Annotated in this window: 11 protein-coding genes; 5 read left to right on the plus strand and 6 right to left on the minus strand. The window is 37.0% G+C overall.

What is annotated here, in order from left to right; all coding sequences use genetic code 11:
• Position 1 precedes the first annotated feature (1 nt).
• The 6 genes from def to AAJG31_RS08760 form a co-directional block, all read right to left on the minus strand.
• Positions 2–496 carry a peptide deformylase gene (def, locus tag AAJG31_RS08735; RefSeq protein ID WP_279494116.1) on the minus strand — a complete coding sequence of 165 codons (495 nt, stop codon included), beginning with the start codon at positions 494–496 and terminating at the stop codon, positions 2–4.
• A gap of 84 nt (positions 497–580) precedes the next feature.
• Complete coding sequence (gene priA / locus AAJG31_RS08740) at positions 581–2,992, minus strand: primosomal protein N' (protein WP_279494115.1); 2,412 nt, start codon at positions 2,990–2,992, stop codon at positions 581–583.
• Positions 2,989–3,993 (minus strand): bifunctional phosphopantothenoylcysteine decarboxylase/phosphopantothenate--cysteine ligase CoaBC, encoded by a 1,005-nt coding sequence (coaBC, locus tag AAJG31_RS08745; protein WP_279494114.1) that lies wholly within the window; start codon positions 3,991–3,993, stop codon positions 2,989–2,991. The genes priA and coaBC overlap by 4 nt, the downstream gene beginning before the upstream one ends.
• A gap of 134 nt (positions 3,994–4,127) precedes the next feature.
• Positions 4,128–4,355, minus strand: a complete 228-nt coding sequence (rpoZ, locus tag AAJG31_RS08750) for a DNA-directed RNA polymerase subunit omega (protein WP_004227380.1) — start codon at positions 4,353–4,355, stop codon at positions 4,128–4,130.
• 4 nt (positions 4,356–4,359) lie between these two features.
• Positions 4,360–4,977: a guanylate kinase gene (gmk, locus tag AAJG31_RS08755; RefSeq protein WP_004227379.1), complete on the minus strand. Its 618-nt coding sequence runs from the start codon at positions 4,975–4,977 to the stop codon at positions 4,360–4,362.
• Between the two features lie 43 nt (positions 4,978–5,020).
• On the minus strand, positions 5,021–5,896 hold the full coding sequence (locus tag AAJG31_RS08760; RefSeq protein WP_066037833.1) for a YicC/YloC family endoribonuclease: 876 nt from the start codon (positions 5,894–5,896) through the stop codon (positions 5,021–5,023).
• Positions 5,897–6,155: 259 nt separating this feature from the next.
• On the opposite strand from AAJG31_RS08760, the gene AAJG31_RS08765 reads away from it, so the two are divergent.
• The 5 genes from AAJG31_RS08765 (at position 6,156) to AAJG31_RS08785 (ending at position 14,338) form a co-directional block, all read left to right on the plus strand.
• On the plus strand, positions 6,156–7,853 hold the full coding sequence (locus tag AAJG31_RS08765) for an NFACT RNA binding domain-containing protein (protein WP_279494113.1): 1,698 nt from the start codon (positions 6,156–6,158) through the stop codon (positions 7,851–7,853).
• Between the two features lie 253 nt (positions 7,854–8,106).
• Positions 8,107–9,792: a HAMP domain-containing methyl-accepting chemotaxis protein gene (locus AAJG31_RS08770; RefSeq protein WP_279494112.1), complete on the plus strand. Its 1,686-nt coding sequence runs from the start codon at positions 8,107–8,109 to the stop codon at positions 9,790–9,792.
• Between the two features lie 907 nt (positions 9,793–10,699).
• Positions 10,700–12,361, plus strand: coding sequence for a peptide ABC transporter substrate-binding protein (locus tag AAJG31_RS08775; protein WP_279494111.1), 1,662 nt, complete (start codon positions 10,700–10,702; stop codon positions 12,359–12,361).
• A gap of 127 nt (positions 12,362–12,488) precedes the next feature.
• Entirely contained in the window at positions 12,489–13,418 is a 930-nt protein-coding gene (locus AAJG31_RS08780) for an ABC transporter permease (RefSeq protein ID WP_279494110.1), read from the plus strand.
• Entirely contained in the window at positions 13,418–14,338 is a 921-nt protein-coding gene (locus AAJG31_RS08785; protein ID WP_279494109.1) for an ABC transporter permease, read from the plus strand. The genes AAJG31_RS08780 and AAJG31_RS08785 overlap by 1 nt, the downstream gene beginning before the upstream one ends.
• Positions 14,339–14,348 lie beyond the last annotated feature (10 nt).

A 14,348-nucleotide genomic window follows, 5' to 3' on the forward strand; every position in this document is an offset into this window, starting at 1 on the left:
TTTATTCCTCCTCTTCAGCGTACATTTCTTCTAGTTCTTCTGCTGTGACAATACGCTTGATTTTTGAATCGAAAAGCACACCATCTAAATGATCAATTTCATGTAAAATCGCACGGGCATCAAAGCCACCTGCCTCTAATTCATAAACACGTCCTTCACGATCACATGCTTCAATTTTGACATAACTAGGACGTTCCACTTCTCCATATAACCCTGGAAAGCTCAAGCATCCTTCAATATCTACTTCTGCTCCGTCCGTTTCAACGACAGTTGGATTAATCATTTCTAAAATATCACGTTCTTCACCTAGTTCAACAATTGCTACCCGTAACCCTACGTCTATTTGTGGTGCCGCAATTCCAACGCCATCATATTCCACCATAGTGTCATATAAATCATCAAGTAATGTAATAATTTCATCATTAATTTCTGTCACTTCAGGACACGGTGTGGATAGTACTTTTGCAGGATTTTCAATTACTTTTTTTATAGCCATTATTATTTCCTCATTTCTGCTTTAAAGCTAGTGCACTAGCTAATTGATACTTTTATTAAAAATCGTGCTATTATTACACGCTAACTATATAGTAGACGGATCTAAATCTACCGTCATTAATATTCCTTGTTTAATCCACTCTGCTCTATACATAGCAAGTAAACGTTGTAACACGGGAATTAGATTTGGTTCAATTTTATATTTTATCAAACATTGATAACGATATCTATTTTGGAGACGAGCAATACTCGCAGTTGTTGGTCCTATTATTGCTACTTGATTCGATAAGTTCCCTCGTAACCAATCAGCCACTCGACCAGCATATTCAGCAGCCATCATGACATCTTCATGGGATAATTGAATAAGAGCTACAAAATAATAAGGTGGATAGTTTGATCTGCGACGTAAAAACATCTCACGTTCATAAAATGGTTCATACTCTTGTGTTTTAGCTAAATCAATTGCGTAATGCTCAGGTGTATACGTTTGAATGATGACTTCCCCTAGCTTGTCATGTCTCCCAGCTCGGCCACTTACCTGTGTTAATAGCTGAAATGTTCGCTCTGCTGCGCGGTAATCAGGTAAATGTAAGGATGTATCAGCACTAAGTACACCGACTAGCGTAATATTTGGAAAATCCAGACCCTTTGCGATCATTTGAGTACCCAGCAAAATATCTGCATGCCCTGCCCCAAATGTCTCTAATATTTCTTCATGTGCCCCTTTATGCTTCGTAGTATCTACATCCATACGTAATACTCTTGCCTCAGGAAACAACTTATACAGCTCCTCTTCCACCTTTTGTGTACCTGTACCAAAATAACGAATATGATCACTTTGACATTGCGGACATATTTGTGGAACATGTTCCTCGTAACCACAATAATGACATTTCAATTTTTCAGTTGTTCGATGATAGGTTAATGAAATATCGCAATTTGGACATTGGACAACTGTTCCACAATCTCGGCAGAGTACAAATGATGAATAGCCGCGACGGTTTAAAAACAGCACCATTTGTTCTTTTTTCTCAAGTCTTAAACGGATTGCTTCTATCAGTGATTGGGAAAACATCGAACGATTACCTTGTCTCAGCTCTTCACGCATATCTGCAATAAAAACAGTCGGCAAAGCCTGATGTAAAGCACGGTGTTTTAAGGAGAGTAGCTTATATACTCCCTTTTTAGCTCTTGCAAATGATTCTAATGCTGGTGTTGCACTCCCTAAAATAATAGGACAGTTATAAAATTCGCTACGCCAGATGGCTACATCTCTTGCATGATAACGCGGTGAATCTTCTTGCTTATAAGTTGATTCATGTTCCTCATCCAATATAATAAGCCCTATATTCGTAAAAGGAGCAAAAATAGCTGAACGAGCTCCAACTACGACCTTCACTTTGCCTTGTTGGATTTTACGCCATTCATCATATTTCTCCCCTACAGATAATCCACTATGCATCACAGCAACCATCTCACCAAAGCGACTGCGGAATCGTTCGGTCATTTGTGGAGTTAAAGAGATTTCAGGTACCAACATAATGGCTTCTTTTCCTTCTTCTAATACCTTTTGAATAGCCTGCAAATAAACCTCTGTTTTGCCACTTCCTGTTACACCATGTAATAAAAAGGTTTGCGCTATTTGCTGGTCCATAGCTGTAGTAATAGCTTGGAGAGCAACCTGCTGCTCACTCGTTAATTGTAAGGCATGTGTACGTGAAACTTCCTTCGTAAATGGATCACGAAATACTTCCTCTTGAATAAATTGAGCAGCTCCTTTATCAATTACTGCCTCTAAAACTGAAATAGAGACCCTTGCTTCGTCACAAATTTGTTGGGGAGTAAAAATCTCTCCTAAGTGTTGGCACATCCATTGCAGTAATAGCCGTTGTTTAGCTGCTCTGGATGATTGCTCTAAAGCACGTTCAATAAGTTGTTGGTCTGCTGTTATTTGAACCATTCGAATTTCTTTCACATTTCCCTGTTGCTTCACAACATTTTCGATTGAAACAATGTTTTCTGCAACCAATTGCTTCAAAAGGGGTAGTAAACCTGCTCGCTCAAATTCTTTAAAATTTGCTCGTTGACGCTTCCCGAATATAGCCTGTACCTCTAGTGGCAATTGTTGACCTTGTTGTAGCTTAATCATTTTTTCATACTTGGCTCGAAGTGCAGATGGTAACATCACTTGCAAGGCATCTATTTCATAGCAAATCGTATCGTTCTTCAACCACTTCGCCATTCGCAACATCTCTTCTGTTAGGACTGGCTCCATATCTAAAATTTGATTGATTGCCTTTAGTTTATTTAACGGTACATCTGTTTCTTTCTTCAATCCAACAACAAAACCCAGGACATTCCTTGGACCAAATGGCACTTTAACACGACTTCCTAATTCGATAACACTAACCCATTCTACAGGTACTTGATAATCAAATGGACGGTCTACATGGTAAGTAGAGACATCTACAATGACCTCTGCTATCAAGAAGCTCATTGTTCCTCACCCTTTATAATATATGACCATAATGTCTGAGCAAAAAGTTGTGGGTTAATTGTAGCCAAAAACTGTCCGTTAAGCTGCGCTTTTTCACTAAAATCAATCCATCTCTCAGAAAGTATATTAAGCATTGGAGTTCCTTGCACTTTTTGTCCGAAAGTGATCGCTTTTATGCCTTCTACCGAAATGATCGGCGTTTCCTTTATAGTCGGCACATTTGCTGCATGGATCAATATTGCCTGAGGATATTGGATTTTATAAGCCTCCAGTTGCTGTATAGCATCAAACAAATTAGAATTTTCTATTTCAATTACATGTGCGCCTAGCATTCTTGCTTCATGTGCTAAAGCTCGGCCTATGGCTCCATTTGCCTGTGGACTAATTACATGCTGTTCATCCAATGGTACATGTAGGGCACCCGCAGTCACTATGACTGTTTTATCTGTTAGTGGTGTAGTTTTTCCAGAAAAAAAATCTTGTACAAGTGCAGTGATTTTTTCTGGCTCCTCTAGACGGCCCTTCCCGACATAGCCACATGCTAAAAAGCCTTCGGAAGGCTCAATAAATTTGTAGCCATCAGCTGATAGCCTATCCAAATTACGTTTTACCGCTGGATGGTCGTACATGTGTACATTCATGGCTGGTGCAATCCATACAGGTGCTGTCGTAGCAAGCAGGGTTGTTGTGATCATATCATCTGCTATACCATTGGCCATTTTCCCTATTATATTTGCTGTAGCGGGCGCTACTAAAATTAAATCAGCCCAGTCTGCTAAGTCTATATGAGCAATCACACTTGAATCTTTTTCATCAAACGTGTCAAAATAAACATCATTTTTGGACATCACTTGAAAACTTAATGGATTTACAAACTGTCTAGCAGAGGCTGTCATGATGACTTTTACATTGGCTCCTGCTTGTGATAGCTTGCTTACAAGTGCCACAGCTTTATATACGGCAATCCCGCCTGAAACACAAAGTAAAATATTTTTATTCATGCTAGGTGTCGTCCTTTCAAATGATAAGCTCCCAAAGAAGGATTCCCTGGGAGCTTTCGGCATTCTGTATAATTAAAATCTACTGCTAACTAGACTAGCATGCATGTAAACATAGTAAAGCTCTTTACATGATGTTAGATTTCGTCCTCATACACAGTTGACTCATCCTGTGATACTTTCGTAAGTACACCTGCCGCTACTTCTTCAAGCGCTTTCCCAACATATTTATGGGAAACATACTTGTGTAAGCGTTCTGTGTCTTGCTCTTCTTGCATTTGGCGAGCACGTTTAGAAGCAAGGCTCACTAATGAATATTTTGAATCGATTTCTTTTTTTAAAGCGTCTACTGATGGGTATAGCATTGTTTTATTCTCCTCTCAACATTGACAAATATCTTTTTTCAACACGTTCTCTACGACAATGCTCGGCTTTAATAATCGCATTTATACGATCACAGGCATTCGTCACTTCATCATTTTCCACAACATAATCATACAAGCTCATCATTTCAAGCTCTTCACTTGCAGTAGCGATTCGTTTGGCAATGATATCCTCCGTTTCTGTCCCACGTCCAACTAAACGATCTTTTAATTCCGTTAAACTTGGAGGGGCTAAGAAAATAAATAAGGCATCTGGTGCTTTTTTACGAATTTGTGCTGCACCCTGCACTTCGATTTCTAAAAATACATCACGACCTGCATCAAGTGTTTCATTTACATAAGCTAATGGTGTTCCATAATAGTTACCGACAAATTCAGCGTGCTCTAATAAGCCACCTTGTTCGATTAACACTTCAAATTCATGACGTGTCTTGAAAAAATAGTCTACACCATCTACTTCACCTTCGCGAGGATTTCGTGTTGTCATCGAGATGGAATACTCATAATTCGTATTCGGCTGAGAAAATAATTCTTTTCGCACTGTCCCTTTACCTACACCAGAGGGGCCAGACAGAACAATTAATAATCCACGTTCTTTTATCATTTATTCTCTATATCTCCCTTAATTTATAACAGACACGTGCAAGTTATTCGATGTTTTGCACTTGCTCACGCATCTTTTCTAAAATTGTTTTCGCCTGAACAACAGCAATCGCTGCTTCTGTAGATTGATTTTTTGAACCAATCGTATTAATCTCGCGATGTATTTCCTGCATTAAAAAGTCCAATTTACGCCCAACCGAAATCTTTTCAAGTAATGTTTCCTCCAGCTGATTGAAGTGACTATCTAATCTGTCTAATTCTTCGGAGATGTCTACTCGTTCTGCAAAAATGGCTACTTCCGCTAGTAAACGATCTTCTAGCAATGTGCCATCTGCAACTTCATTAATTCGCTCTATTAATCGTGTACGATATTTTTCAACAGCAAGTGAAGAACACAAACGAATCTGATTGACTTGCTCCATTAACTGTTCTTTATATTGTACAACAACCTCTTGTAATTCTTGCCCTTCACGCTCACGCATTTGAACGAGCTGTGAAATCGCTTGTGAAATCGCTTGTTCTACAGCACTGAGCAAATCCTCTGGTGTAAGCTGGGGTTTTTGCTGTACAAGTGCCTGCTCTAACGATAAAAGCTCTTGCATCGTCCATTTTTCTTCAAGTGGTACTTTACTTGCTAATTGCTCTTTTGCCTTACGATACGCTTCAATTAATGACCAATTAATCTCAATAGATTGCTCTACGTTCTCTAAGTCCTTCACATATACCATCACATCAATTTTGCCGCGTGACAAAGCTTGAGAAATTAGTTTCTTTGCAAAAATTTCAGCTTCAAGCCATTCTTTCGGAAATTTTGCGTTAATTTCTAAAAAACGATGGTTGACCGAGCGCATTTCCACGGTTAATTGAAAGTCTCTAGTTGTTGTGACACCTCTGCCAAAACCAGTCATACTACGCACCAAGGTTCGTCACACCTTTCTTTGCATACTGGGATTATTATAACATAAGCTTTGTCGATTATGACGACTCTCCAAAAAAATTTGGTTAAAGTAAAAGCTAATTCTACCACAATTGAAGCTATATTTTAATATTCACCTAAAAAATGCTATGATAAACATACCAAAAGAGTATTTGCGAGCTTAAAAATAGTGCATGCAGATACATTAAGAAAAAAATACGAAAGTACCAAGATGCTTGATATCGTTGGAAAGAGGAATTCATATGGCATTTGATGGCTTATTTACTTATTCAATAACTGCCGACCTACAACAGCTAGTCACTGGTCGGATTACCAAAATACATCAACCCAATGCACAAGAAGTTATTTTACATGTGCGAGCGAACGGAAAGAATCATAAATTACTGTTTTCCATCCACTCTTCTTATGCACGTGTACACCTTACTGAACAGGTGATTGAAAATCCAGCAGAGCCGCCAATGTTTTGTATGCTTTTGCGTAAGCATATAGAGGGTGGTTTTATTGCTTCTATAAAACAGCGTGATTTTGATCGCATTATAATAGTAGAAATTGAAAGTAAAAATGAAATTGGAGATCCAATTGTAAGAGAAATACATGCTGAAATTATGGGTAGACATAGTAATCTACTGTTGATTGATCAAGAGCAGGGAAAAATTATTGACAGCCTAAAACATCTACCGCCTTCAGTCAATAGCTTCCGTACTGTACTACCAGGGCAACCGTATATTGCACCACCCGCACAAAACAAATGGAATCCTTTAACGGTGACAGATGAAGAGCTAACAGCATTTTTTGCTGAAGGGAAAACCTCTAAAGAGCTAGTGCAACAATTAGCTGGTTTTTCACCTCTTCACGCGGAAGAATTATTGTATCGAATGAAGACGACTTCAAATACGCTAGTATGTTTCAAGGATTTTATGGCCTCCTTTGCGAACGGTGGAATGAAGCCTATGTACGTACTCTTCAATCAGAAAGTATACTTTTCCCCTATCGAATTAACGCATTTGCATGATGGGGATATAACAATCTATCCTAATGTCCATGAGCTTCTTGATCGTGTATTCTTTGCCCGTGCAGAGCGAGATCGTGTAAAACAACAAGCAGGCGATTTAGAGCGCTGGCTACAAAATGAGATTGACAAATTAGCTTTAAAAACAAAAAAGTTAACAAAGGATTATGAACGTGCCTCCAAGCTCGATCAATTCCAACTATATGGTGAGCTATTAATGGCTAATATCTATGCCTTTGAAAAAGGAGTTAAGGAAGTTACTGTCACAAATTACTATAGTGAAACTGGCGAAGAAATAACCATTCCAGTAAGCGAACGTAAAACACCTATTGAAAATGCCCAAAGTTATTATACAAAATATACAAAGGCAAAAAATGCCTTGGTCATGGTTCAAGAGCAGCTAGAAAAAACTACTGATGAAATTTCTTACTTCGAAATGCTTGCACAGCAAGTTCAGCAGGCTTCTCCTGGAGATATTGAGGAAATTCGTGAAGAGCTAGCAGAGCAAGGTTACTTAAAACTACGTCATGCGAAGAAAAAGAAAAAACAAGCGAAACCTGAACCAGAACGCTATGTTTCTTCTACAGGTGTAACAATCTCTGTTGGAAAAAACAATAAACAAAATGACATGCTGACATTCAAACTAGCAAAGCGGACTGATATTTGGTTACACACAAAAGATATTCCTGGATCTCATGTTGTCATTCATTCAAGTGAACCCGATGAAACGACATTGCGAGAAGCTGCCACACTAGCCGCCTATTTTTCTAAGGCCAGAGAATCCTCTTCTGTGCCTGTAGATTATACCGAAATACGACAGGTCAAAAAACCAAATGGTGCCAAACCTGGTTTCGTCATCTATTTTGAACAAAAGACACTGTATATTGACCCGGATGAGGCAGTCATTTTACAGTTAAAGAAACAGTCATAAAGGAAGAAACCGATACAAATTGTATCTGTTTCTTCCTTTTTATAACGAGTACACGTAATCCGTACTATAAAACGATGAAAACAACCTTATCTTGATTGATTTTTACAGACAATCTTCCTTATTATAATAACAATATAAAAACACATGAATAATCTGCACTGTTTCCTTCAACGTATATTGACTTCTACTACTGAGAAACGCTAAATTAAAGTATAAAAATTTTTATAGAGCATTCAGGAAAGGGCGTATCTATATGTCTGTAGGTAAAAAATTAAGCTTTGGTTTCTTTGCAATTATTCTCACATTAATCATTTCTTTGTTCATTATGTTCCTGTTATTTTCAAACATTGAAAAAAAGATTGAAAATGCATTAGAAGGACATGTTGCCCTTGTAGAATTAGCAGATGATATTCAATACGAAATGGCTATGCAAGGTCTTTTCATTCGTGCCATCATCATCGAAGACAAACCTGCTAACAAAGAGAGTTTCTCAAAATATGCAAGTATGCTCGACACACATGTAGATGAAATCACTGAAAAATCGAATTCAGCTGAAATGGAAACATATGCACAGGAATTAAAAGTTCATAATGATTCTTTTAACAAGGCAGCAACTGAAGCAATAGCTTTATTTGAAGCTGGTAATCTAGAAGGTGCTTTGCAGAAGGTAAATGGTGAAGTCCAACAAGCTAATAAAGGTATACAAGATGTATCTGATCAAATTGGAAACTATCAAAAGGAACAACTAGATATTGTGACAAAAGAATCTAAACAGGCCGTGTTTAATTCACAAATTATTTCCATTATCGCAATCATTATTGGTATCGCTCTAGGTATTTTCCTTATTTTCTATATACAACGGACAATCTCACGCCCTTTAAAATCTGTCGTTCTGGCTGCAAACCATGTAGCTAATGGAGAATTAATTCATCCAGATATTACCCATCAATCAAAAGATGAAATTGGTCAGCTTTCAGCAGCTTTTAATGCCATGAAGGGTAATTTGAAAAATTTATTAACGCATATACAGGACAATGCAGAGCATTTAACAGCTTCAGTAGAGGAACTTTCTGCCTCAACTGAAGAAATTACTGCCACTGCTGATGAAATTACAATACGGATTAACGAAACAGCTGAGGCTGCAGTGACAGCTACAGTTGCAGCTAACGAAAGCGCACACGCAATGGATGAAACGGCTGTAGGTGTTCAACGAATAGCTGAGGCAACTCAACAACTACATCAGAATGCTATAACAACTTCAGAATTAGCAACAAATGGAAACGATACGGTAGAAGAAGCTCAGCAACAAATGAATGTCATCCATGAATCAACACAAACGATTAATAATCTTGTTCAAAAATTGAGTAAGCAATCAGATGAGATTAGTCAGATCACAGCTGTTATTACAGCTATTACAGATCAAACAAATTTATTGGCACTCAATGCAGCAATTGAAGCTGCTAGAGCTGGAGAGCATGGTAAAGGATTTGCGGTAGTAGCAGATGAGGTTCGTAAGTTAGCTGAGGAATCAAAACAATCAGCCAACCAAATCGTTGCCTTAACGCTAGATATTCAACAGGATACACATAATGTAGAAAAAGCAGTCTTTGATGGACTTCATTCTGTCACAGAGGGCGTTAAAATCATCGGACATGCAGGACAAGCCTTTGAAGGAATTGTGAAAGCAATTAATACGATGACAGATCAAATAGAAGATATATCAGCTACCTCTGAAGAAATTTCAGCTAGCGCTGAACAGGTTGCAGCGTCCGTTGCAGAAATCGCCCATGGTGCTTCAACTAGCGCGGATAATACAAAAATTGTAGCTTCAGCAACTAGAGAACAATCTATAACAGTACAACAAGTAAACCAAGTTGCCTCAGATCTAAGCGAAAAGTCCTTAGATTTACAGAATCAGATCAATCAATTTAAACTTTAAATAAAAAACAGTGCATTTTATAAATGGGATGCACTGTTTTTTATATTTTTTCATGGTATACCACTTAAAAAGTGGAAGAATATCCTTCTGAATAGCTATTGTTAACGTTTTCATTCGATGAATAAACAGGTTTTTAGTAATTATTTGCATTATCAATCCTCTTCAGTAAGACAAATGACATCCTCAAAAAAACAATACGATTTAAACAGTTCTCTTTGGAAGAATACAAGGCGAAATGAAGCATTCCTTTTATTTTTTAACTGATGAATAAAACAGTAACCAACTGCATATATGCATGTATATACAACTAGCTCAAAAATTATTTCAAAAAAACTTAATCTCGTAAACTAGCTTGTCACTAAATCCAAATTTTTCTTAGTATGGGTACCTTTTTTCATACAAATGCTCATTTTTTTCTTTTTCCTCCCCACAAATGGATAATCCTAGAAAAACACAAAACAAGTTTCTTATATATCATTAATAGATAAAAATATTCATGTTTTGCGATAATAAATTACAAGAAATTACCTGTAATAGAATCTAATTCACTGAGTTTTACATAGATTTTCTACAAATCTATACAAATTCCTCAAGGTATTACATCTATGACTTTTGATTCATTTTTCAAATATCGATAATATTATCAAAAAAATAGGAATTTTCCGTATAGTAAATCATTTTTTTATTTTTACTTTATTTTTGATATTCAGAATAAGTAAATATCAAATTTTTAATATATATACACTTCGCCTCTTTAGTGTGATAAATCGGAAAAATTTATTATTCTCCTAAATGTCAGATAATACTATATAAATTCGAATCTTTTTTATTTTGTACACAATGATTTTTTTGGTATATTAAATAGGAGCTTCACAAAAGGCTTAAAAATTGTATAAGGGGGATTCACATGAATAAAAACAAAAAGTTTTTATTACTAACAGTCCTTGCAGTATTTTCTTTAGTACTTGCTGCATGTGGCTTCGGCGGAGATTCGTCTGAAAAATCAAAAGACGATGGAAAAGATTCAGGTTCATCTGAAACTGCTTCATCAGGTGGTGAATTAAACTTAGTAGTAACTTCTGAACCACCATCTTTACATCCACAACTTGCGACGGATTCTACATCTAGCGCAGTATTAATTAACATTTTTGAAGGTCTAACACGTACAGACAAAGAAGGTAAACCAACTCCAGCAATGGCTGAAAAATGGGATGTAAGTGAAGATGGGCTTACTTACACTTTCCATTTACGTGATGCAAAATGGACAAACGGAGATCCAGTAGTTGCTGGTGACTTCGAATATGCTTGGAAATGGGCTTTAAATCCTGAAAATCTATCAGAATATGCTTCTGTATTCTACCCAATTAAAGGTGCTGAAGCTTACAATCTTGGTGAAGGGGCTGTTGATGATGTAGCAATTAAAGCTGAAGATGATAAAACTTTAGTAGTTACATTAGCAAATCCAACTGCTTACTTCTTAGAATTAACTGCTTTCAAAACGTACGCACCTGTTAACCAAAAAGTAGTTGAAGGTAATGATGAATGGTATACAGATGCTGGTGAAAACTATGTAACAAACGGACCTTTCGTTTTAGATACTTGGAAACACAGTGACTCAATAGTTCTTAAGAAAAATGCTGATTACTGGGATGCTGCAAATGTAGACCTTGAAACAGTTAATATCGGAATGGTTGAGAATGAAGCTACGGCAGTAACAATGTTTAAAAATGGAGAAATTGACTACTTAGGTTCTCCATACCAAACAGTAGCACTTGATGCAATTGATGGTTTTAAAGCTGATGGCTCATTACAAATTGAGGACTATGCAGCTATTTATTGGTACAAATTTAATACAAAAGATAAAATTACTGGAAACGCTAACATTCGAAAAGCTTTAACATTAGCAATTGATCGCCAAAGCTTAATCGATAACGTTACTAAAGGAGAACAAAAGCCTGCTCTAGGTATGGTTCCATCTGCAATTTCTGGTTTTGAAGAAGACCGTGGTTATTATAAAGACAATGATATTGAAGGAGCAAAAGCTGCACTTGAAGCTGGAATGAAAGAGCTTGGTATTTCTGATCCAAAAGAAATCAGCATCAACCTTTCATTTAATACAAGTGAAGGACATGCTGCTATCGCTCAATTTATTCAAGAAGGTTGGAGCAAAAACCTTGGAATTTCAGTAAACCTTGATAACTCTGAATGGCAAGTATATTTAGAAAAACTTAACCAATTAGACTATCAAGTTGGTCGTATGGGATGGATTGCTGACTACAACGATGCTTATACATTCTTAGAAATGTACGATACTGCTGCCAATGGTAATAACGATACTGGTTGGGAAAACTCTCAATATAAAGATTTACTAAAACAATCTATTTCAGAAATAGACACTGCAAAGCGTACTGAAATCTTAAAACAAGCTGAAGCAATTGCTATGACTGAATTCCCAGTTGGACCAATTTATTACTACACTAACTTATATGTTAAAGATGATAAAGTACAAAATATGTCTCCAGATAGAATCGGTATCATTCAACTTAAAGATGTTAAAATTGCTGAATAATTCTATTGTTTAATTAAGCTCTTTAAAAAAGAGCTGCCTCGTAGTCTCTTAGGCTCGAGTCAGCTCTTTTTAAAATACGAAGGCATATATTTGTCTGACAATTGACAAATAGAAGGAGGAGTTTTATGTGATTAAATATATTTTGAAAAGGCTGATGTATATACTTCTCGCGCTTTTCGTCATCGTAACGGTTACGTTTTTCTTAATGCGTCTCGCTCCTGGTAGTCCATTTGCGAGTGAACGTAATTTCCCACCTCAAATCGAGGAGAAGTTAAACGAAACGTATGGATTAAATAACCCTTGGTATATTCAATATAAAGATTATTTAATCGATACGGCCTCTTTCAATTTCGGTGAGTCAATGAAATATAAAGCGCGTTCTACAAATGATATGATTTCTGAAAGTTTCCCTGTGTCTTTAACATTAGGGATTGAAGCTATGCTATTAGCAGTTGGATTTGGAGTTTTAATTGGCGTAGTTTCCGCGCTATATCATAATAGGTTCCCGGATTATTTGGCAACGTCCTTTGCGGTGCTCGGTATATCAGTACCTTCATTTATTTTAGCTGGTTTAATGCAGTATTTCTTATCCTTTAAATTAGGGTTGTTCCCAGTTAGTGGATGGAAAGGATTTACTTACAGCATATTACCTGCCCTTGCGATTGCGTTTTCACATATGGGGTTTATCGCAAAATTAACACGTTCAAGTATGCTTGAGCAAAACAATAGTGATTATGTAAAAATGGCTCGTGCCAAAGGGATTGGAAAATGGACAGTTGTTTTCCGCCATACATTACGAAATGCTCTTTTACCCGTCGTAACATACCTAGGCCCATTAACAGCTGGTGTTGTAACAGGTAGTTTCATTGTTGAGCAAATTTTCGCTATTCCTGGACTTGGTAAGCACTTCGTTCAAAGTATTACAAACCGTGACTATACAGTCATTATGGGTACGACGGTGTTCTATTCCATCATCCTTTTATTTGCGGTATTAATCGTTGATATACTATATAGTGTGATTGATCCGCGTATTAAACTGAAAGGAGCGAAAAAATAATGACACAGCAACAAATTGAAAAAGATAAGTTTAAAATTGTTGGTGGAAATCATGAAGCAACGGAAAAATTAGCTGATAAATCAGTCTCCTTTTGGAAAGAAGTATTTCTCCGTTTCTCTCATAACAAAATGGCCATCATTGGGATAATCATTTTAATCATTGTTATTTTAATGGCTATTTTCGTACCAATGTTTTCTCAGTATAAATCAAGTGATCAACTAGGTGTTTACAATGCACCACCATCTGCACAATTTTGGTTTGGAACGGATGACCTTGGTCGTGATATCTTCGTTCGTATTTGGGAAGGCGCTCGTATTTCCCTATTTATCGGTATTGCTGCAGCGGTTATTGATTTAATCATCGGTGTAATTTGGGGAAGTATTTCAGGCTTAGCAGGCGGTCGTGTTGATAACATCATGATGCGTATTGCTGACGTTTTAACAGCTGTACCTTACCTTTTAGTAGTAATCGTACTTTTAGTTGTTATGCAACCTGGTTTAATTCCTATGATTATTGCCCTGTCCATCACTGGATGGATTAACATGGCTCGTATCGTTCGTGGTGAAGTATTATCTATTAAAAATCAAGAATATGTTCTTGCTGCTCGTACATTAGGTGCTAGTACAGGTCATTTAATTATTAAACACTTAGTTCCGAATGCTCTTGGTGCAATCTTAGTAACGATGACGTTAACAATTCCATCTGCTATTTTCACTGAATCATTCCTAAGCTACCTTGGTCTTGGGGTGCCTGCTCCAACAGCTTCTTGGGGTACAATGGCCTCTGATGGTAATAAAGCTATTGCCAATGCTCCATGGCGCTTGATTTTCCCAGCAGTATTTATCTCACTAACAATCTTTGCGTTTAACGCAGTTGGTGACGGCTTACGTGACGCTTTAGATCCAAAACTACGTAAATAAGGAGGTGGCC

The sequence above is a fragment of the Lysinibacillus sp. BS3 genome (genome assembly GCF_039614735.1).
Taxonomy (GTDB): domain Bacteria; phylum Bacillota; class Bacilli; order Bacillales_A; family Planococcaceae; genus Lysinibacillus; species Lysinibacillus capsici.

Bases quoted from the DNA above. Each gene is read 5' to 3' on its own strand.
- AAJG31_RS08785 (WP_279494109.1), top strand. From the start codon at position 13,418: ATGACACAGCAACAAATTGAAAAAGATAAGTTTAAAATTGTTGGTGGA.
- AAJG31_RS08770 (WP_279494112.1), top strand. From the start codon at position 8,107: ATGTCTGTAGGTAAAAAATTAAGCTTTGGTTTCTTTGCAATTATTCTC.
- def (WP_279494116.1), bottom strand. From the start codon at position 496: ATGGCTATAAAAAAAGTAATTGAAAATCCTGCAAAAGTACTATCCACA.
- gmk (WP_004227379.1), bottom strand. From the start codon at position 4,977: ATGATAAAAGAACGTGGATTATTAATTGTTCTGTCTGGCCCCTCTGGT.
- AAJG31_RS08765 (WP_279494113.1), top strand. From the start codon at position 6,156: ATGGCATTTGATGGCTTATTTACTTATTCAATAACTGCCGACCTACAA.
- priA (WP_279494115.1), bottom strand. From the start codon at position 2,992: ATGAGCTTCTTGATAGCAGAGGTCATTGTAGATGTCTCTACTTACCAT.
- rpoZ (WP_004227380.1), bottom strand. From the start codon at position 4,355: ATGCTATACCCATCAGTAGACGCTTTAAAAAAAGAAATCGATTCAAAA.
- coaBC (WP_279494114.1), bottom strand. From the start codon at position 3,993: ATGAATAAAAATATTTTACTTTGTGTTTCAGGCGGGATTGCCGTATAT.
- AAJG31_RS08775 (WP_279494111.1), top strand. From the start codon at position 10,700: ATGAATAAAAACAAAAAGTTTTTATTACTAACAGTCCTTGCAGTATTT.